Source organism: Clostridium amylolyticum, assembly GCF_900142075.1.
GTDB classification, from domain to species: Bacteria; Bacillota; Clostridia; order Clostridiales; family Clostridiaceae; genus Clostridium_AA; species Clostridium_AA amylolyticum.
The window spans coordinates 15,711-39,315 of record NZ_FQZO01000006.1; the positions used below are offsets into that span (position 1 = coordinate 15,711).

General features: G+C 27.3%; 15 protein-coding genes. All 15 read right to left on the reverse strand.

The features are described 5' to 3' along the window. Window positions 1–231: 231 nt before the first annotated feature. Window positions 232–1,959 (reverse strand): deoxyguanosinetriphosphate triphosphohydrolase family protein, encoded by a 1,728-nt coding sequence (locus tag BUA82_RS13510; protein ID WP_143148631.1) that lies wholly within the window; start codon window positions 1,957–1,959, stop codon window positions 232–234. Window positions 1,960–2,367: 408 nt separating this feature from the next. Next, window positions 2,368–3,003, reverse strand: coding sequence for a 7-cyano-7-deazaguanine synthase (locus BUA82_RS13515; RefSeq protein ID WP_073009230.1), 636 nt, complete (start codon window positions 3,001–3,003; stop codon window positions 2,368–2,370). Beyond that, on the reverse strand, window positions 2,993–4,270 hold the full coding sequence (locus BUA82_RS13520; RefSeq protein ID WP_073009233.1) for a PfkB family carbohydrate kinase: 1,278 nt from the start codon (window positions 4,268–4,270) through the stop codon (window positions 2,993–2,995). The genes BUA82_RS13515 and BUA82_RS13520 overlap by 11 nt, the downstream gene beginning before the upstream one ends. Window positions 4,271–4,272: 2 nt before the next feature. Then, entirely contained in the window at window positions 4,273–4,989 is a 717-nt protein-coding gene (locus BUA82_RS13525; protein ID WP_073009236.1) for an 8-oxoguanine DNA glycosylase, read from the reverse strand. A 1-nt stretch (window position 4,990) separates the two neighbouring features. Beyond that, on the reverse strand, window positions 4,991–5,347 hold the full coding sequence (locus tag BUA82_RS13530) for a hypothetical protein (protein ID WP_073009239.1): 357 nt from the start codon (window positions 5,345–5,347) through the stop codon (window positions 4,991–4,993). Window positions 5,348–6,503: 1,156 nt separating this feature from the next. Further along, window positions 6,504–7,103 carry an MrcB family domain-containing protein gene (locus BUA82_RS13535; protein WP_073009241.1) on the reverse strand — a complete coding sequence of 200 codons (600 nt, stop codon included), beginning with the start codon at window positions 7,101–7,103 and terminating at the stop codon, window positions 6,504–6,506. 68 nt (window positions 7,104–7,171) lie between these two features. Continuing rightward, window positions 7,172–7,870 (reverse strand): DNA-methyltransferase, encoded by a 699-nt coding sequence (locus BUA82_RS13540; protein WP_083599943.1) that lies wholly within the window; start codon window positions 7,868–7,870, stop codon window positions 7,172–7,174. A gap of 344 nt (window positions 7,871–8,214) precedes the next feature. Then, window positions 8,215–10,353 carry a DEAD/DEAH box helicase gene (locus BUA82_RS13545; protein ID WP_073009244.1) on the reverse strand — a complete coding sequence of 713 codons (2,139 nt, stop codon included), beginning with the start codon at window positions 10,351–10,353 and terminating at the stop codon, window positions 8,215–8,217. A gap of 9 nt (window positions 10,354–10,362) precedes the next feature. Then, entirely contained in the window at window positions 10,363–11,643 is a 1,281-nt protein-coding gene (brxD, locus tag BUA82_RS13550) for a BREX system ATP-binding protein BrxD (protein WP_073009247.1), read from the reverse strand. Further along, window positions 11,644–14,112 carry a PglZ domain-containing protein gene (locus BUA82_RS13555; RefSeq protein WP_073009250.1) on the reverse strand — a complete coding sequence of 823 codons (2,469 nt, stop codon included), beginning with the start codon at window positions 14,110–14,112 and terminating at the stop codon, window positions 11,644–11,646. A gap of 8 nt (window positions 14,113–14,120) precedes the next feature. Next, window positions 14,121–18,254 (reverse strand): hypothetical protein, encoded by a 4,134-nt coding sequence (locus BUA82_RS13560; RefSeq protein WP_143148632.1) that lies wholly within the window; start codon window positions 18,252–18,254, stop codon window positions 14,121–14,123. A gap of 16 nt (window positions 18,255–18,270) precedes the next feature. After that, complete coding sequence (locus tag BUA82_RS13565) at window positions 18,271–18,720, reverse strand: P-loop NTPase family protein (RefSeq protein ID WP_073009256.1); 450 nt, start codon at window positions 18,718–18,720, stop codon at window positions 18,271–18,273. After that, window positions 18,713–19,489, reverse strand: a complete 777-nt coding sequence (locus tag BUA82_RS13570; protein ID WP_073009259.1) for a hypothetical protein — start codon at window positions 19,487–19,489, stop codon at window positions 18,713–18,715. Before BUA82_RS13570 ends, BUA82_RS13565 begins: the two co-directional genes overlap by 8 nt. 11 nt (window positions 19,490–19,500) lie before the next feature. Beyond that, complete coding sequence (locus tag BUA82_RS13575) at window positions 19,501–22,842, reverse strand: N-6 DNA methylase family protein (RefSeq protein WP_073009262.1); 3,342 nt, start codon at window positions 22,840–22,842, stop codon at window positions 19,501–19,503. 11 nt (window positions 22,843–22,853) lie between these two features. Beyond that, window positions 22,854–23,456, reverse strand: a complete 603-nt coding sequence (locus BUA82_RS13580; RefSeq protein WP_073009265.1) for a hypothetical protein — start codon at window positions 23,454–23,456, stop codon at window positions 22,854–22,856. Window positions 23,457–23,605 lie beyond the last annotated feature (149 nt).

Below are 23,605 nucleotides of genomic sequence, written 5' to 3' on the forward strand. Positions count from 1 at the left end.
CTTCCTGGATTACTATTTCTATAATTTCTTCCATGCCATTTATTTAAATGCTCGTTAAATGTAGCTGGATAGATGACCTCACCTTTATCAGCTAAGTGTGGATATTTACTTGAACTATAACTATGATGTCCTATAATTACTTTGCTATTTATCAGAAATTAATTAAAGGAGCTTCGTGTGAGTTTATCTATGATAAAATCAGCCCTATTAGATGAATGTTCTTTATTGCACCTACATATTTCCATATATTAATTTATACTCATTAATTGCATAGTTATCAGTCATACCTGAAATATGGTCTACTATATTTCTTACAAGAATTTTTCTTTTTATTATGTATTCATTGGCTAAATCTATATCACCGTCTTCCATCTTTGGCTCACTAAAGCAAATTGAATACAATTCATCAGTAATCAGTTTAGGATCTCCATTCCTAAAATCTATAACATTTTTGCTTACTCTCCTAATATCCCTATAAATGCGGGTAAGTGTTCCATCCGGTAGAAGTTTAGGATTATTATAGTATGCTTTAAAGAGAGAAATAACAATCATTTTAGCTTTATCATCAAACCTTGCAACTTCAAAGCTATTGATAACTTTTTTTGATATTATAGTCTCAAGGTAATTCAAAATAAATTGGCCCTCATCGCTAAACTTAATTAATTCTTCATCAATTCTATGGTATTTGTTATAAAATTCATTGTCAGTGTTATATGAACTTATATTAGTACTAGACTGACTTACAATATCTTTCATAAAATAGGCCAATACTTCTGAAACTAATCGGGATCTCATCATACTATTTTCATCTATAAATACTTTATTCTCATTTTTCATCCTATTCAAATCCGATTTTATTTTATCTAAAATATCTCTAATTGGTTTCATTTTTCTTATTTCACAGCAAGACAACAATTCATCAAAAGTTAAGTCTTTAGCTGCAAAAGCATCATCTAAATCATGTCCTCTCTGCGCAATTTCGTCAGCTATACTAACTATCTGACCTTCCAAAGTAGTTGCAAATTCATATTTTAGGAATAAATATTCTTTATCAGCATTAATTAAAAATTCATCCACATCAAAGCATTTTTTTGAACACGATTTCATATTACATTTTTCACAATTCTTAACTTTACCTTTAGTATGTTTAAGAACTCCTTCTAACACCTGATACGTAATGTCCAATCCCTCGTATTCAAAATATTTTTCTTCTAGATATGTAAGCACTCTTAATCCTTGGAAATTATGTTTAAACCCACCAAAGTCTATTTTATCACCACATGGTATTACTTTAAGTTCATTGCGCAATATACTATTTAATGTTCTCTCACCTTGGTGCCCAAAAGGTGTATGTCCAATATCATGAGCTAATGCTATTGCTTCTGTTAGATCAGAGTTCAAGTTTAAACTTAAAGATAATCCTCTTGCTATCTGTGATACTTCTAAAGTATGAGTCATCCTTGTTCTAAAGTGATCTCCTTTTGATGCTGTGAAAATTTGAGCTTTATCAACTAACCTTCTTGAAGCCTTAGCATGCACGATACGTTCACGGTCTCTCTGAAATTCATTTCTATTCTTATCAATTTCATTTATCGCAATTGGTCTTTTACAGTGTTCATTCTTTTGACTTAAATCGCTTAAATTATTATCGTGAAAATTAGGTTCATATTTTTGATCTTCATATTGCATTCTATTTACAATATAACTCTCTTTTAATGCAAATTTTAGATGTTTCATCAATTCTTTAGATGTCTCAATGCTTAAATATGAGTTAAACATGAAATCATTTTTTAAATCTAACCCTGAGTTCTTAATAAAGTTATCAATAATTAATCTCGAATCTGTAAAGTTAGAAACTTTATATTCCAACCTATTAGTTCCATTAATGTTTCCATATGCTAGATACAGTTCCAAAGGATTAAACTCAGACTGCTTTTCATTAAAAACAATAAATACCACGTCAAAACCATCGTGAAGTTTCAATTCTTGAAGAATTAAATTATCGTTATTCCCTTTTATATAATAATGTCGATTGCTCTTAGTATTTAAACTCTCTCTGAGAAAGTTAATAATTTGACTTTGATCTTTTTTAAATTTAGCAATAAGATAAAAATTATTATTCACCCTTATTAATACCCCCTTAACAATTATTATCTAATCTTCTTTAATTTAATCTACCACATTATTTTTTAGATTTAAGAATGAGAAATTACAATTATAAATTCTAATCCTATATATTAAATTTACATTTTAATATAGTAAAAGATATATGAAACTAAAATAAATTAATTACACCCTCACTCTTGCATTTGCTAATATAGTCATTATGTTATTCAAGAAATAAATCACCCATTATTTAAATTTAAATTATTGAATTGCTAATTTTTTTAAAAGGAGAGCATTTTCTCTATCTAAACAGCTTGTACATAACATACAATGCCTATTACCAACTGAATTACATGAGAAAGTTAATTCTATAGGCACATTGTATCTTATTGCATCCTCAATTACTTTTTTTCTATCCATATTCGCATAAGGTGCAATTATATTGTACTTACCTAAAGAAATTTCGAGTGTTTTTTTCATCTCATCTAGGAACTCTTTTGAAGTATCGCTATAAGAATCTCCAACAACACCTATCGCAATATTTGTAGCATTTATCTTATATGCATATGCCGCTGCTAAAGATAGCAATATTAGATTTCTATTCGGGAAAAACTCATCCTTATACCAATCTTCTCTTGAAGTTACATCATTGGGATATTCACCAACAAGTGACCCACACCCAATTTTACTAACATCCTGAATATTAATTATCATTAATTTATTATTTATTAATCCTTCAATAATTTTTTCAATTGCTGCTATTTCTCCTTCATATGATGTTTGTCCATAATTAATATAGAGTGGAAATATATCGTATTTTTTTCTAATTAAATAAAATAGAAGAACTGTTGAGTCAATTCCACCTGAAAAAAGTAAAACAACTTTATTATTGTACATACTTTTCCACCTCTTCAATAAGATTATCAATATTACTAACTATTGCACTACATCCACAAGATATCATATTATTTAAACCACCAACGCTAGTTTTATAACCAATTATGGGCACTCCTTTCTTTAATGCGTAACCCATTTCAAAATATGTCCCAGGATCGTTATGGTCGATTAATGCAATTACTATATTAGCTTTTTCTAACAATTCAATGTCTAAATTGAAAACTCTTTTTCTTTCTTCATAAGTCGAGTCCAATTTAACAATCCCATTACTATGAAATGGAGATAATACTTTTATTTTTCTCAATTCTAACATTTGTTTCACATAGTTTACCCAATAAAGTTCTTGCTCACTAAAAAAAGGTCCTGCTAAATATGCAACTACTTCTTTAGTTTTATTAATACTATTTCTTTTTCTTTCTTTTAATTCCAACTTTATTGCTAGTTTATTTGGCATTCTTTCTATTTCAAATTTTTCAATAAAACTTGCTGCAAGACACGAAGCTACTTCTATGCTATAAACAATATCTTTGGTTTCTAAAAAAGTGGCAGCTAACGCTCCATCAAAAACATCTCCTGACCCCAATGTGCATATAGCATTACTTCTAAATGAAGGAATCTTAGTTATTTTTCTATCTTCGCTAATTAATATACATCCTCTGATACCTCTTTTAATAACTATATGCTTTATCCTTTCTTTAGATAATATATTAATGGCATCTTTAATATTTCGAGAATTAGATAATAACATTGCTTCATCTTCATTTACTAAAAGAATATCTGTATATTTCAATGCTTTTTTCGCCTCATTTATCGATATTTCATTAGGTTTTGGATCCAAAAACACAAGAATATTATTATTTTGAGCATACTCACACATATAAAGTGGTATAGTATGGCCTATTGGAAAAATCAAAATTGCTTGTGATTTTTTAGGAATTTCAGGATAATAATTATAATTATTCTTAAAAAAACTCATAGGCCTACTAATTTTATGCTCATAATTTCTATAACCTGTTACCAAATACTTTGGCAACTCGTACTCTTCATTCTTTAATGCATGGTCCAAAGTTACTCCTATAGAATTCCATATAAAAATTTGATAGTCCAAAATCTCTGAATTATAGACCGTTAGGAATTCAACCTTCATGTCTTGCTTAGCAGCTGCTATTGAAGCATATAGTCCTGCTCCTCCACATCTATTATAAATATCATTATTAGAATGTACTAATAAATCTAATGCTATTTCTCCATAAACTGCTAAACTCATACCTACTCACACCTCACATGTTCTAAATATCCACATCTGCCTAAAGTCCAAAGCAAATAATCCATCTTCCCCAAAGTTACTCCTATGTTGTCACACAAGTTCCTTAAAGTATCTTCAACATATAAATATGACTTTTCAGACAGATTTTTTGGCACTTCAATACCCATTTTTGAAATAAACCTTAAAATATGCACATCCAACACAGCATAATTCTCACAATAACCAATATTTCTAAGTAACCAACTTGCCGATTTCAAACCAACACCTGGACAATTACAAAGCCACTCTCTAGCTTTATTTCCTTCTGTCTGTAGCTTTTTATCAATATTCCATTGACATTCACTCCATAACCAATAACCAGCTTCAGCCACAGTTATTGATTTAGTATCAATAAATCTATACTTCCTTAACTCACTAGATTTGGTTCTAGGTTCAAATTGTTTTGTATTAAATTCATTTTTTAGCAATTCTGAAGTAATAATCAAATCTTCTTTATTAATAAATAAATTACTATTAAGTAGTTTTTTATGTTTTAACACTCTCAATGCTGATATATTTAATTCATAACTTATTCCAAATCCACCTAAAACTATAAAAAAGAACTCTTCAATTAACTTCGTATTATTTAATTTTATATTAAAGTTTAAGTTTTCTTGTACGTATCCTCCATACATTTGCCATAGGTCATCTAATACTCTTTCGGCATTCAGCGAAACCATTTTATATTACACCTTCAATCTTAACATCTATTTCTGGACTATATCTATTTCCTGAAATATTGACAATATAGCCATCATATCTCCATCCCTCTTTTATACAATTAATTAAATTTACTAATCTAATCGGTAGATATCCAATAAAAAAATTATCACTTACTCTTCTTATTTCAAGTCTTGGTAAAGTTTCCTCAATCAAAATGACTTGTATACAATCTCCTTCCCTAACTTCATTCCATATTGACTCTACTTGTTCTACACTATCATTAATTACAACGCCAAATTCATATTCCCCCCCACAATAATTTGATTGTGCTACGCCTCCACTATGAATTGGTGAATAAGGGCTAGATCCTCCCATCCTATTCTCCTCCTTGAAATATGTTCTAAAGTATTACATTATATGAATATACTACAAAAAATTCAAATTTCCTCTATATTAATAATTATTTGTAAATTATTTAAAGTAATAGCTCTCACTTTTAGATTATATAAATTTATGGACATAATACTAGAAGTTAATTAATTTCATACTAGTAATCGTTATCAAATTCTCTATGTCATCTTTTTTACATAATAATTTATACTCCCATACTCTATAACATTTTGTGTATTAAACTATTCTTCTTTTTGTTATTTAATTTAATAACACTTTATAGCTTAATTTATTATTTTTATATTCTCATTTTTTAGTTGTATATTTTCACCAATTATTTTTCCCTATAATTATCTATTCGTTTCATTAAATAATTTTCCGATTTTCAGTTATTAAATTTAATAAATATACTAACAAAAAGTTTATATGCTGGATTTTTTCTTACTTTAATCCCATTGCTAACATTAAGAAACTTTATTCGTTGAACTTAACTTATTAAAAATGATTGAAATAAATTCACTATAAGTTGCCTTACCTTTTCATTATTAATAGTGTATGCAATAGCTTATTCATAGCATCAACTTGTCAGCTACCCCAAGCAACTCAAAATTATTTTCGAGATATTTAGCTCCTTGATAGGCTGCATCTAGGTTTATACAAAATATGCAATTTCCAGCAACGCATTCCCAGTAAATAATAATCTCATTTTTTCACTTTATTAAGCACTCAAGACAATTCTTTATAAGCTTAAATGGTAAAATATTCAGATACTAAAGATATTTTTCAACCTGTCGTAATGTTGCTATTAAATTGATGCCCAATTTTTCCAAATATCTTATCATTCATTTTTTATGTTGTTCTAGATTGTAATCCACCCCATAACTACAATATTCTCCCTATTATTGTAACATTTTACGAAATAATTTTCCATGATTTATTATATAGACCATTACTTATTATAATTAGGCAAAATTTTACCACCATTTTTAATGGTGGTAAAAAACTGCGCAACAAAATTGTAAGCACCTATTTATCTATTATGTTTCCATAATGCAAAACCTTGGTTTAGCATGCAACAACAAATTCACTTTGCAAAACTTTAAGCAAAGTGTAATGGTATATTTATTGATCTGACAATTTCTTACGTTACCTCACTTCTTCCACTTAATAATACTTTTCTATAGAGCTCCATAAACCAGATTATATCTCTCAAGAATTTTTCAGGATATAACTTAAGCATTTCTATATCATAATAAATAGCTTTTATATTTCCTTCCTCATATGATTTTGGTCTCTTCAAATTTCCATGTATATTACTTGTAAGATCAATATCATCAATTATATTATTCTTATATTCAATACCATAAGTTGCTATTATATCATTAGCTTTACGCTTAAATTTATTTTTATCGTTTAATATATCAATTTTTTTCCTATTTTCTGTACCTTGATTTAAAGAAACATAAATTCCTTCATTTCTCTTTATTAATAACGCTACATATATACCTTGTGTCATATATTTTGAGAATTTAGGATCTCTTAATGCATATAATGGTATAAATGGTTTATTAGGTTTTCCTTCAATAGTATTGTACTCTACTTCATAGTCCTTCAGAAATCGAGTTAGCTTATCACATACTTTGTCAAATATAGGTTTTATACTATCTAAAGGCATACCTGCTTTAGTATATAAATCATAGTTCTCTATAATAAAGATAATATCATTACACAAATCATTCATAAAACAATACCTCCTATAAAATATTTAGCATATTTTATAGGAGGTATTATTCCCATTTTTAGTCTATACTATAACAAGCCTATTCTTCTATTAGCATAATCAGTATATTTCTTAGATAATTCAAATCCTATATAATTTCTTCCTAACTTCTTTGCAACTACACAGGTTGTACCATTTCCACTAAAAGGGTCTAAAACTATATCACCTCTATATGAGAACAATTTGATTAACCTACTTGGTATCTCCTGAGGAAATGGCGCTGGGCAATTATCCATTTCCCGACCTCTTACTTCTCCATTAATTACCCAGTGTCCGTTGACGTATTCTTTAAACTCTTTATCTATCATTTCATTCACATTTGTTCCCATTTTCTGCTTTTTCTTTGTTTGCTTATATAATATTACAATTTCTTCAAATGGTAGCAATATGTTAGGATCAGATGAAGATTCATAACTTCCCCACGCTGTTAAATTTTTTAAGTTTTGTTTATCCCAATATATTTTATCTCTATATTTAAAACCTGCATTATAAAAAACATTTTTTATTATATAGGATATATCGCATTTTATTTTAACTCTAGCATCCACTTTCATACTTCCATCACAGGGAATATTTAGACATACTCTTCCCTCTGGTTTAATAATTCTAAATAACTCTTTTGATACTTTATTAATAAAATCAGTATACTCATCAATTGTTTTATTATCATCATATTCGTCATAATCTATGCCTAAATTATAAGGTGGTGATGTTACTACTAAGTCAATACTATCAGATTATATTTTCTCTAAGCCCTTTAAGCAATCAATATTTATTATATTATTAATAAGACTATCCATTTATACCTTCCAAGCTAGTAATATAGTAATATATATTTTTAAACTTATTAAACTATGCATGCGTAATTAATATTTATGGATATCTTTAAGAAACAACATTTTTTCTTTACAGAATATTATATTGATACATTTCTATTCCCCTATACCCTATCCTAAAAAAATATATTTTCTTTAGTTCATTAAGGTCATTTAGAAAATGAATTAGGAAAACAAACTTCTAAAGTGCAAGAAATTTAACTTACCAAAAATAGGTATCCCCATTATTAGTCTTTTTAGTATATCTTTAATATTTCTATTGAAGAATTTTTAATTAATTCAGTTATCCTTTCAATATCATATACATAGTCAGCCAACATCTTTTTTCTGAGCCGTTCAGGTAGATATTTTTGATATTTTGATAAAGAAATATCTGGTACCCGTTCTACTAATTTATCGTAATTCTCCTTAAAATAATTTTCATTATTCTTTATCTCTTCAATAACTTCTAATATTTCTTTATACTTCGGCTTAAAGTCTTTATCTGCTGCTACTACCTTAAAACCATTCCATGTTATACTTTTGATATCTATCATTTTATTTATTAAAGATAAAGCCATAGCCAGTGTATAGTTCACACCATTGCCGGCATATGTGTAAAAATGATATCCGTCTTTTATTTCTTCTATAATGATTTTACCTACTTCAAGTCCAAATGCTTGCTCCTCATATCTAATATCTTTTAATACTGATTTTTCATAACTATTTAAGAAAGGATAATCTTCATTTGTACTTAGAACCTTTAATATTTCTTGAGATAACTCATAAGAATAAAAACCTTCTCCACTCATCCATCTTGGTGGCATTGCTGATTTTGCTTCTTCTACATGTATTATAGAATTATCATAATCTATTTTATCTGTTTGCCAATACTTTCCCGCTAAAATAAATTGAAAATTTTCTCCAAGTGCATTTACAAACCATCTTTCAAGGGTTCCAATAGATTTATTTCTAAACTTTACTGTAAACTCCTTATTTGTTTCAAAAACTGAATAAAGTGTCATAAAATTTTGTCTTCCAAAAACTCTCTCAGTTTCTGTATCTATGTGTATCATATTCCTATTTATCTGTATAAATTTCTTTTCAATCATATAATTGAGTAAGTATTCATACTCTGACTTACTTATATCTGAAAATGAATAAACACATTTTAAAACTTCATAAACATTATCCTTATTTACTCCAAATTCACCTATAGACATAGTTAATATTTGGTGAAACAATATGTCATAAGAAAGTTTACTCACATAAACATTTTCAACCCATCTCCTAATAGCAAGATTCAATATTGCTATAGAAAGAATTAACTTTGCTGGCTTTGTAGGAAAAAATACATAATGAGCAATAGTCCCTTTTCTTCTACCTGTTCTTCCCATCCTCTGTAAAAATGAAGACACAGTATTTGGTGAATCTAATTGAAGAACAACATCAAGATTTCCAATATCTATGCCAAGTTCTAATGTATTGGTTGCTATAATGCAATTATTAGTTCCAGTCTTAAATCTTTCTTCTGCAACCTCTCTAAATCTCTTATCTATAGAAGAATGGTGGACATATGTATCTATTCCTTTTCCTTCTATCTCTTTCTTTAATCCTTCTGCAGCACTTCTGCTGTTAGCGAAGAATAGTGCTTTTTTCCCAAATATTCTTTTACATACCTCAACACCTAACTCTTCATCTTTCTTGACCATTTTAATTTCAATAAGTTTCTGACCTGTTGGCTTTGGCGGATCAATAACAATACTTTCCCTTTTACTGCTTCCCTGCATCCAATCGCATATTTCTTTAGGATTTCCAACTGTAGCACTAAGACCAACCCTTTGAATATCATACTGGGAAAAAGCCTGTATTCTTTCTAAAATAGACATTAAATGAGAACCTCTTTCACTGTCCGCAAATGCATGTATCTCATCAATTACTATAAATTTTATATTTTTAAATATTTCTTCTTTACTAACCTTTTGGCTCATAAGCATAACTTCAAGTGACTCAGGTGTAATAATTAAAATTTGAGAAAGTTTTTTATAAAATTTAGTTTTCTCATTACTTTCAACATCTCCGTGCCACTTAAATACATCAGCATATACAAAAGAAGAAAGTAATTTTAATCTTTCTTCTTGATTATTAAGCAATGCTTTTATTGGAGAAACATATAAAACAGATATAGAACTAAGTTCTTCTTCATATATCAAAGATAAAATTGGGAAAAATGCTGCCTCAGTCTTACCACCTGCTGTTGGGGCAAGAATTACAGCATTTTTTCCACTTAAAATCTCTGGGATTGTCATTTCTTGTACTGGAGTAAGATCCTGCCAGCCTAGCTTATTGATAATTTTACTCTTAAGAGGTTCACATAACATATGAAAATTTGACATAATAATCACCTAAAAATTCACTATATGTGCAGTTTCATTTTCAATAGTTTCAACCATAGTTATTATTTCTTCATTGAACACAAATTGTTCCTGTGGTCTATAATTATCATACATTTGAGATTTATCTAAAATATCTACAAAAGTCCTTAAAAAACCTCTTGGTCCTATATTAATTTCTCCACCAAAACCTGAAGTCATATCATTCACAAGTCTTTCTATAAAACTATCTGTTACCTTATCATTAGGAATCCAAGAATAAACTTCTCCATGTATACTTCTTATCTTACAAGCAACCTCAAATAATTTTTCTTTATTAAATCCATCTAAAAACATAACAGGCTGCCTAAGGTTCTTAAATTTTTTATCTCTATCTACTTTAACTCTCTGATATAAAGGTTCAAGAGATTTAAAACCTTTTTCACTTTCCATTAAATCAGTAGTTCCAGTATACAAAAAGAAACAGTTGGGGAATGAATTCTTATCTGATTCATCTATAAAAAACCTTAAATTTTCATATGCATCACTTCTCATATCTTTTCTCAATAATTTCTGAACAGTTTCAACTTCATCTAAAATAACAGTTAAACCTTCATACCCAGCAGATTTAATCATATGTAACAATGCTCTAAAGAATTCAAAAGAGTTTTCCCTTGTCACCGATCCTGTAACTCCCAATTTCTTTTTAAGTTCTGGTCTTACACTTTCACCTTTAAGCCATGCAATAGCCCCTTGTGAAAGTACTGTATCACCTTCATATTTAGCATTATAAAAACCTCTTATAGCATTTGCAAATGAAGCAGCAATTGAACCAACTATCAATAACTCTTCGTTAATTCGGTTACTCATTTCTACTTCAAACTTCTCTCTATCTGCTTCGGGGTCTAATCCTTCAATTTCAATAACTTTATCTTCAATATTTAAAAGCCATTCTTCAAGTATTAATGTAAAAGCAGGTATCTTTTTATTTTCTGATGTTCTCATACCATCCATTATTTTACGATACAATTCTTCAAACTTGTGAAGAGGCGCTTCCTGTGAAATTACAACAGAAGATACAACAAAATTTTTATCATACGACATCTCCCTAACTGCGGTACTAAAAAAAGTCTTTCCGGAGCCATAATCGCCTATAATAAACTTGAATGAAGATTTATTGTTTTTTATACTCTCTAATCGATTTTCAATTTCTACTAACTCATCAGCAATTCCAACTGCAATATTTTCAGTACCCTCTGCTGGTACCGTTCCATTTCTCAATGAATCTATAATTTCTCTTAATGTATCACTCAATTATATCTCTCCCCTTAATCCTTTGTCATTCAATTTATAAATGATCAAGTCTCCTGCAGATGAAGTTTCTATAATATCTAGTCCATCTTTTTTTAACTTCTGTATAAGCCTTCTGATAATTCCATCTACAAGACCAGATTTTCCAATCTTATTTTTAAGTATCTTTTCAATGTCCCTGTTACTTACATTTTGATTTTTTAAATTGTACAACGAAACTAATATTATCTTTTCTTTTTCATTTGGCTTAAAACTTAACTTTAATTGAACATTATCATCTAGCACTAAATTTTCTTGTGCTAATATTACAGAAGATATTTTTTGTGTATTTACATTATTTCTTTGAGAAAGTTTAGTTTCAGATATCACAAAGGGAAGTAATATTTCTTCAATACTTGCTCCTCCGTGACTATAAAAATCTTTCTCTCCACCACCTAAGAAGTAGCCCTTATTATCATAAGGCAATAGATAATCTTTTATATTTATACAATCCTCTTTTTTAATGGTATCATCTACTATTAAGTATCTTGACTTAACTGTTTTAACATATTGCGCATCTTTCATATTAATATTTTCATCTATTCTCATTAAGCCATGATCCGAAGCAATTACTATGTTTGCATCATTTGGTATCAACTTTATAAGTTCACTTATGCTCTTTTCAAAAACCTGTCTTTGTTTCTCATAGAAAATATAAAAATCTTCTGTGGCCTTATGACCATCTCTATCAAACATATTAAATACAAAAACATTAATCTTTTTATCTTGAAGAATACTTTCTTTTAGCAGTTTCTCATTCTTCACACTTTCAGACTTTGTAATATAATTAACATCATTCTTATAATCTTTAATAATATTACTATATATTACCTCTCTTGATATAGATGTAATACTTGGCAACAATGCATAAGAACTTTTATACTTAGTATTTCTTTCACTTAAGGCTGTTTCAAAATAAGGTCTAACAATATGTTCCCACGCGTCATATCTCATACCATCAAATATGATTATAAAAGTTTTGTTGTCTTCAAGATTTAATAAACTTTCAATATCACTATTTAAAATAGGCCTAGATACTCCATACTCCGTATTCTCCCACGATTCATAGTTCTTCTCGATAAATTCAGCAAATCTTTTTCTATATTCATTTAATATCCTACTTATTCTTTTATCTATGTTTTCATATCTATTAGATTCTATAAGATTTTGACTATCTAAGTACACTATTTTACTAAATCTGTACTGTAAATCATAAAGATAATTTTTATATAGGTTCTCCCAATCTGAATAACTATTAATTACATATTTTATTTGTTTTTCAATATAATCAATATCTTTAAAAACATTTATGATTAAATTAAATAAATTCTTTGTATTATTAATGTTTTCTGTTGAGTAATTATTATTTTCGTCTATGAGTACTTTAAGTTCCGTTAAATCGTTAAAATCATATTTAAATATCTTTTTAAATCCTTCTAAATTAAATCCTTTAAGCAGAGTTTTAATACTTTCAATTACACTTATATAAGTTCCATTACCTTCCCTTATAATAGCTCTATAATCTTTTTCACTTTCATAGATGTTTATACCTGATTTATAAATAAGTTTTTCGGCTGCATCTTTCTTTTGAATGTATAGTATCTTATCTTTTTTACTTATTACTTTAGCAAATTCTACAAGTTCCATTAAATGTTCCTTAAAATTTGATAACTTATCTAAATCTTGGCCTAAAACTTTTTCTACATTTTCATTGGTCAATTTATTAAATTCATAAAGTGCAGTGCATATCCACAATAAGTTTTCAAACTCAGGAAACATGTCATTTTTTATTATATTAGCAATTAAAGAACCATTTTCATTAAAAACTTTATATATAAGTTCCTTTATATCGCATTCATACTTGAAACCCTGTAAATTGGAATAAATTTCACTAAGGTTTTTATAATATAAATAACAATCTACATCATTTTTTATTTTAGTAGCATCTAAATCAATAAATGCAGATAATACTACTTTATCAACCTCATTTTTTTCTATATTACTTTTTCTAAATAACTTTCTATAGTATAATAATTCCCTAAACCTCTTCTTAATGTCTTCACTATTAAAATTATTTATCTCTTCATTCCAATTTACATCATCTTCTATTGAATCCAGTATTGATTTAGTATCTATTTCAATAATTCTTGCTGTCTCTGAACGCTTTATAAAGTCTAATAATTTATTTTCCAATCCCTTATTCTTTAAAACCAATATATATTTTTCGTCTTTTTTATGCTTTATATCTTCATATTTAGCCCTGAATAAAACATTCTCATTAACTGATATTACTTTATGAGGATATAGATATAAATCTATATCCCCAATACCATCCATTACCCCCGTACTATCATGTAAAAAAAGTATATTGCTTTCTAAGTCAGTAATCTCCTCAAGATATCTCTTTAAACAATCCTTATATATCCCATTCATACTATCACCTAGTTATCATTTCTTAAGTTAGTAAACTTAATATAATTGTTTCTATTTAATGTATCATTTCCTTCGATCAGCGCTGTAAACTTCTCAATCATTTCTTCTTTGGAATAGGTTTTATCGTTAAATATCTCTACTAACTTATTTATATCTCTTTGAACAATATTTATATTCACCTTTAAAGCCTTATCTATGAAAAGAATAATTTCTGGGTTCACAGTTAAATACTTTTTATAATTATCTAATCTATTTTCATCTAAAGGTATTTCGTACATTTTTTCAACCAATTGGATAATGTCTTTCTTTTCCCCAATTTCTTTTAAATCTCCAATGTACTTAAACACTTTTTCTTTATTTACCTGTAGATTTAATTGATCTATATATCCTAAAACTGCATTTGTTATTGCTTCTAGATATTCTTCCTTATCATCTATAAATTTCTTCTGCCCTAGTTTAAAAGAGCACTTACACGCACTTTCATTTTCATTTAAGAACTTAATAGAAGATAGGTTACACTGAAGCCTTAATTGACTATCTATATCATTTTTTATGTTCATATAGTCATAGTCCATATTAATTCTTTCAATTTCATTCAGTAATTTTAAGAATTTAAAATTATCTTCTTCAAGAACATTTCTTAATTTATCAAATTCAGGTTTTCCATTTTCTCTATTATGTTCTTCTACATATAATGATATATAATCATTTTTAAATACGGTAAATTTCTTATTAAGTTCACTTACATAACCACTAAATATAAATTCATCTCCATTATTTAAAAGTTCTTTTATAGAGTTATATTGGTTTAAAAGTTCCTTGTATTCTTCCTTTTCTGGAATAAATTCTCTATACCCCTTAATAGTAATATTCACTTTACGAATCTCTACAGGTATTGGTGATTCTATCCATTCATAAATTTTATTTAAATTTTCATAGTATTTCTCTAATAGTCCTTCGGATATTTCTGCATTGTTTTTTTCTATAAAATACTCTAATCCGTCCTTTGAACCATTGTCTTCTGCTATATCTTCAACTAAAGTTTTCATAAAATTAATTGTTTCATATGTCTTAGATAACTTGTTATCTTCTAATTTAAGAGGTTCCTTAAATTCATTTAGTTTATTCTTAATATCACTTATTTGATTCAATTTTGCCTTTTTAAATTGAATCAGTTCTTCCCATAATTCTTCTTGGAAAGAAAGATCCTGTTTTTCAAATTTTTTATTAAAGAATAATTTTGTTATTCTTATTAGACCTTCATGATATTTTTCTTCCACAAATTCTCCCATTTTGAATTTAGTAACCGAAGAATTAAGCGGCGCTTTTACATTAGCAATACTTACAGGCATATCGTTCTTTATAGGTAATAAAAATCCCTTTTTAATCATCATTGCAAGTAGTATATCTGTAATGTTTTTATCTGGACCAAAAGTAGATTTTCTTACTTTATTATATATATTCTTATATATAACTTCTCCTTTTCCATTAACTTCATCAATAATTAGTTTAACTAAATTATTATTTTTAGCATCAATATTAAATTTAAATGAATCGAACTTAATTTGTGTTTCTCCAAATTTCTTCACTATATTTTTTGCTATACTCAAATCAATGCCTGATAGATCTGTTTGAGTTCCTGTGATGTAGTTGTTCATAAATTTATTTGTAACTTTATCTGTAAGACCTATATTTTCATCTGGAGAAATAAATTTATTATCTTTATAAACTTTACTTAAAACAGTGCCTACTACTGTATTCATAATTTTAGTAAAAGAATCTTTTCCATAAGCAGATATATCTATATCAATATCTCCATCAATATTATAAAAACTACCATTTAAATAAAGCCCTTTAAGTATTTCAAATACTTCATCTTGTAAATTTAATATTTTTTCTTCAACTTTTCCTAATAATTCTCTATTTTCATTTGAATTTGTTTCTTGATAATTTTTTTCATATTCCTTGTATAGTTCTGTATAAGCAAAATATTCTTTTAGTCTATAAAGTTTTTCCTTACCTTCTTCTCTTTCTAATTCATTAGAAGGTAACCAATATATTATTGATTTAATCATTCTCTTTTCTATCTCTTTTGAGGAATCATCTTCATGATTTCCCCACAATGAGAATGTCTGGTTACTACCTGCACTACTAACTTCCTTTAAAGCCTTTTCTATGTATTCTTTCTGTTTTTCTGTATTTAAAAATGTGCCAATATACATATAAAAGTCATTTTCAGAGTCTTTTAGATTAGTAAGTGACTTAGATAAGCCTTCCTTTGTTCCCGTCTTGGTTAAATTATTAAATAAAACAACACCTTCACGACTTATATTATTCCAATTCACTCTTATACTGGATGGTTCATTATAATACCCGTTTATACTTAACGGTTCTTGCGATAGTGTAGTTACTATTTCATCAACAATAGATACTATACTTTCCCCTTCAACTAAAGCAAGTTTCTTCTTCATATCTTGTATAATCTTCGTTGCAAGACTTACATCTTTATTTATAAAGTATATATTTGCTCCAACACTATTTTCATCCTCTTCAAACTCTATAAATCTACCTTTATCATACATTTTGAAAAGAATTTTATTTACCTTTTCTTCTGCAAAATCTCCTTCCATCTTAGGATATTGAATCATATAAGTTAAATCTCTTACAGTATATTCCTTTTCTAAGTCTAATATTTTTAGAAGTGTCATAACATCTATAAGTTTACACGCTGTCTCTTTATCAGATTGATTTTCTTTAAACAACTCTTTGATTTTACCGTTTCCTAAGCCTTCTGGTCCCATATAATAAGCGTATATACTTTCAAAGTATTCTCTCTTATCACTAAGTTCTCTTATTCTTTCTTGGAAATGGTTTAATATTCTATCAGGAGTTACAAGGTTTAGAAAATCCTCATCTAAAATGCCCTTGCTATCTCCTTGTTCGTCTACATTTCCTTTTACTTCACTTAAAACAAAATCCACTATAGATCTTTGTCTTGATAAGAAACGAACAGACTTAGATAATATATCTAAACTTTCAGGATGAAGAGGATATATCTTCATAAAAGTATCCTTTTCTACTTTATCAAAAGCATTATATTTCTTTTTTAATGTAATATACGCTTCTTCAATTTTTTCAGGTTTCTTTTTTATTATAAGTCTTTGATCTATAATATCTTCTACATCATCAACTTTTAAAGTAAATTGATTTTCACTTGGAAATCTATCTTTCATTAAATCGTATACTTCTGGTACTTTAATATCATTTAATGAAGATAAAAAGGCTCCTACTATCCATGCAGGTATAACTTTGCCATTTCGTTCTTGCTGAGCATTTTCTAAAAATGTTTTTAAAAACAATGCATCAGTTCTTGCTCGTCCACCTCTATCATTTAAATACTCAGAAAGTTCATCAACTAAGACAAGTACTGCATCATAATTTTCTTCAGCAAGCCATTTATATAAATTATCTAGTCTCTCTTTTCTGCCCCTATTAGGTTTAAAGAAAGTTATTTCATATTTATCTACAAAAGATTTTATTAATCTAGTTATTCCTTCTTCACTTTTTATTTTTGCTCTAAAATCAGCCCAAGTTAAAAATTTTCCTTTTGAATCTTCTTGAACGAAATTATTTACTTTCTGTTCATAGTTACTATTAGCCACTATTGCTTCTTCAAATTGTTTTATATAAAAACTAGCATCACTAAAAGGAAAACCAGTTATATTTTCTGCTGCATCAAAAAACATCTCTTCTAAAGATATTTCTGGACCACCTTCTTCTGCCATAAGAGGTACTACAAATATCTTTTTATCTTGAAAAAACTTCTTTGATTTATCAATTGATTCACTTTTCCCACCCATAATATCAAAGGCTTCACTGTTTTTAGCCAAAAGCCCCAATACAGACATAAAATGAGATTTACCACAACCCGGAAGACCGGAGATTAAAAAACCATGTCCTTTGTCTTTAAAACTTGTTACCTTATAAAAGAAGTTAGAAAGATTTTTTTCAACACTTTCTGTAATTACATAGCCTTTTAATAATCCTCTTAATTTTTCAGCGTCTGCCTTGTCAGACATATTATCTGTAAGTCTAACTATCTTATCTATACGCGGTACTTCAACAACCTCTCTTATCTTCATTGCCATTTACCCTCCATTACATTTCTATATACTTATATGCTCTCAGCGGTAAACTATCTTTATACTCACTTGGAACAATTACTATTGCTGTATTTTCTTCCATGGCCTTTTTATCTAATATCCTAATCCATCCTGTATATTTTTCTGATAGTAAAAACTCCATGTGATCAAATACAATAATATTAGAATCGTTATATTTTTCATCTACAAGTTCTTTGAAAAAAACTTCTGCATCAGCCTTAAATTCCTCTGGGTAAATTTCATAGGTATCTAGGTATCCTTTATTTACCCTATCCTTTATATAAATTCCAACGTCTATGTAATGTTTATGAATATTTTCTTCTCCATAATTATTTTTTAAAAATTCCTTTATCAGTTTTGTCTTTCCGATTAAATGATCTCCTATAATAAATAAAACTTTCCTCTGCCCCATACTTTTCAATGCATTTTCTATCGCTTTAATCATTACTTATCACCTTCTCCACCAAAAGATCTAGTGTATCATAAGCAAACTGATATTTTGAATTTCCACCCATAACATAATGTTCAATATAACCTTTATCCATAATCCATTTAAGATATCTCTTTTTCATTAAATTGCTCATTAAAAAGTACTTAAATGTATCACAATCTAATACTGCTTCTTCTTCAGGCATTTTATTTCCTTTTATCTTTATAAACTCATAATACAAATTAAAAAGTATAGCCTCATTATTAGGTCTTAAATTTGTATTAAGAATATACTTCTTATTTTTTGTATCTTCATCTTTCTTGCTGCTTAAAATATTAAAATCAGTTAATATAGTAGTTGAAACACTATATGTTTTCTTAATAGAGCTTTCTTTAGCATCTTTCATACTTTTAGTAAATGCCTCCAATAACTCTTCCGAATCAACAATTTCAGGTATCTTTTTATCATTAAAAGCCTTTACTATCTCCCCAACAGCACTAGATGTTGAACATACTATAAAATAAATAATATCTTTTTTAGTTTGGAAGTTATCTATCTCATTAATAAATCGAAGTAAAGGGGAATATATAATCTCTTCCCCTGTTACCTCTATAAATCTTTGGATAAATTTATTTCTATATTTAACCGTTGTCTTTTCTCCAAAAGGCATAATATCATCTACATAGGATTTAAGTTTTTCTATGTTTCTTTCATATTTTACATATTCAATTGCTCTTATAGTTTCTTCTATTGGTATTCTTTCTGGTAATGATTCTATATTCACTTTTTCACCCCTTAATTAAAGGCCCTTTTTATCTTGCCTTCAATAACATCTATATAGTCTTCTTTATCTTCTATATCTAAATCTAAAAATAACTTTAATATATCTTTGGCTTTCTTTTCATTAGGATTATTTACTGTGTATTCATCTATAGCATCCATAAAGTATTGCTTGTGTATTTCATCAGACCATTCTGATAACCCATAATAGTTGTTATCATAATATTTTACAAAAGTTTTACTAACTTTATCTTTGGCCTTATCTTTTCTGTATGCATTCCAAGTATATGTCTCTTTACTAAGAGAATCTTTTATTATGTCTTGTGTTTTTCTAATTGCACTAGTTCTATTTCTTAAAACATCAATATACTCATAATAATTAGAAATTTTTTCATCTAATAATTTTATAAATTCTGCTATCCTCATGTATTTTTTATTGTTATTTGCTAAGAACTTACTTATTATTTCTATAAAAAACGTGTCAATAGATTTATAAAGATTTGCTAAACTGTATAAATCTAATACTTCATAATACTTATTTTTAATATGTGAATTCCTCATTTCGATAATTTTATCTAATTTAACCCCAAACTTCTTAGAAACTTCCATTAAACTCAAATTATTTTTTACATGTTCATTTTTCAAAAAATCAATTTCTAACACTTGATTTGTTAATGGCTTGATATTGTATCTTTTATTATAGTATTCTTCAATTAATTCAATTGCCTCTTCATCCATCCCAAATAATTTATATATTTCATTATTTAATTTTTGATCTAATTCAATAATTTTGCAGTTATTTTTTTCTATCATATCAGTATTTTTAATGTAATTATTTAATATATCTTTTTCTACAAGAAATTGATTATATTTTTCTTTATTTTGTAAATTAAGATCCATTATTTTTAAAACTAGTTCATTTATATTTTCAATTTGAAATTTATCAATATACGGTATAGGTAATTCTTTAACTACTACTGGCTTAACTTCTGCAAACAATTTCCCATTTTCTTGTACAAGCAATTGATAATATACATTCATTAATTTTGAATTTAAAATTGCACATATATATTCTTCTGTTATATCAACACTTTTCTTTAATACAATATCTATTATACTATTTAACGTATAATATTTATCCTTATCTACAGTAGCAATTAATTCATCTCCTGTCTGCCTACATATTACTTTTTTTGACTCAAACAATTCTGAATTTCTTGGCCAATGTAATTCATACCATCTCATAATTCCTTTTTTGGCTTCTCTCCTAGAACTTAACTGTTCTTTAAATGTTGAAAGATGCTCTATAGTATTATTTAAGTTATCCATATCAGTTTCTCGATTTATATACAAAATATATTTATCTGAATAATTTATATAATATCTATTTATATCACCACCAACTAGTAATTTTTTTAACAATATATTATCTACCTTATCAAATTCATTACTTTTAATGACAAAAGCCTTATCATTTCCACTTGCTATTCCAACTGAAACATTATCACAAAAATCTATAAGTTTTTTATGTTTTGACTTAATCTTAACCATTAAATTTATAAATTTTTCATCAATAATTAAAAACTTATAATTATCTACATGTTCATAATTTTTTTGATTCATTTCTTTATATAACTTAATATCATTTATCATTTTTTCTTTTTCTTCATTATTTAAACTATTACTTATATCTAATATTTTAATTTTTTCATTATCATTATATCTACTTAAAATAATAATAATAGTAGGGTATGAGTTATCATCAAAAACATTTTCCCCCAAGTTTATAATTCTTTTAATATTATAATTATCCATCATATATTTTCTACATTGTGTATATTCATATTGAGTTAATAATGTACTTGGAATTATATACCCCAGTTGTTTGATTATTTTTTTTGTTGCCCTTGAGTTAAAATAATTATATACGTCAATTGTTCTCATATGAACATCACTGTAATTTCTCATATAATAATCTTTTAATATAGAACTTTTAACTTCAGATCCATATGGCGGATTTCCTACCACATAGTCAAATCTATTCTCCCAAAATTCACATAAATCCAATATTTCTTGCGCTTTTTCTCTACTGATTACGTCTAATCGTCCAGTTCCTGATAAATCTCTATACTTTAATTTATAATTTTCTTTTCTTTGCTTGATTTCAATTTTTTCTTCTTCTCCAAATAAATTAGATTGAGTAGTACCTATGACTTCAAATTCTTCTTCTAATTGTTCTTTTAATCCTTTCCAATCATAATCCTCTTCCCATTTAATCAAACTATCACATTCAATAATGTTTAATTCATCAGTAAAGTTATCTAAATCCTTAAGAAGTAAGTTTATAGTGGTTAATTGCACAGCAAAACTATCTATATCTGCACCATATATGCAATGCTTTAATATATGGTAGTGAACATGTTCTTTCACCCAATATTCGTTTCCTGTTAGTTGTATCTCTTTTCCATATTTCTTTATTGTATAAATTTTATCAGCATATTTTTCTTTTAATATATCAAGGTTACCTAAGAACTTTTCTCTTAAAATATCATAAGCCATTATTAAAAAGTGTCCAGAACCACAAGATATATCTGCAACAGTTACAAATGGATTTTCTACTACATCTGCTTCTGCTACTGTATTTTTTAATATATATTCTATTACAAATCCTGGAGTATAAAATTGCCCTATTGCCTTACGGGTCTCCCTGTCCATAAATTTTTCATAAACATCACCCAAAATATTTCCATCTGTGTACTTAAAATTAAAGTTGTTAGTATCTAGTTTTTCTATAATATCATTTAATACCTTTTCAAATTCTAAAACTAACTCCTTAGTATCCTTATCTCCCTCTATATACTTTAAATTAAATTCTTCATCTTTGGGATTAAGTATTTCATACTTATCTTGTTTATATAGAACTATATTACTATAGGATTGCTTCATATCATCAAAAGCAAATTTAATTAGTTCACCTAATGTATAATTAGTAACTAATGCACCCCACTTTTGAAGTCCTACTTTAGATAACTTTTCTCCTATATGGGGATCTTTTACTTCTCCTGCTATATAATCCTCAGCGTTTCGCATAAAGCCTTTATCTTCACATATTCTTACAAATAATATCTTGTTTAATAAAGTATAAGATGCTCTATGACAAAAATTATCATTCCACACTTTTTTTTCTTTGCTTACTACGCCATTTTCTTTATATTCATTATCTATAAATAACTTAAACGCTTCATCATGCTTATATTTAAAATCAAATAGTTTTTTATATACTTGAAATAATTCACTATGAATATCTTTTAATTCCGAGATTAATTTCACTTTATCAACTGTATTCTCAGCCCTCATTTTTTCACTCCTTATATTAATCCTAAAGATTTCATAAGATATGTCGTAACTTTTGAATCCTCTAAAAATCCTTGTAGATTTTCTCTATCTCCACTTGGGTATAATTTATCAAATAAACTTACTGCAGTATTTGGATCTAATGTTTTGAAGTCATATTCTTTTAATATTTCAATATGATTATTTTCTTTTTTATTAAATACACTGTACTCTAATTCCTCTATATAATTATCATAGATACAAGGTGTAAATATATCTCCTAATTCTTTTGTTCTTCTAATATCTTCTGATGCTATGCTAAAAAGCCTATGGTAATCATTACGATAGTTTTTGCTTATCTCATTCCAATTTATTATCCCTTCTTTATTAAATTTGGGATTTACGATTTTTTGCAAATCTTCACTAATTCTTATAAGAATATATTTAAATATTATATGTAAAGTAGTCTTTTTTACAAAATATTCTTTAAACCTTTCTTTACTGTACTTTCCTTGATAATTATTTCTTTCTTCTTCTAATTGTGTTGAATTTATATGGCTATCTAATGATTCATGTATATCATTTCTAAAATTTAAAATATCATCTATGAATTTAGGCTTATTTTCATTAATCTGCATTTTCTATCCCCCTCACAATCTTTGAAAAATCTATATTTAGAATAGTCCTACCCACTATTCATGATATCATATTTTTACAAACTTTTCATTTGTTGAATTAACACAAGTAAAGCAAAAAAATGAAAATAGTAAAATAAATGATATAAAAA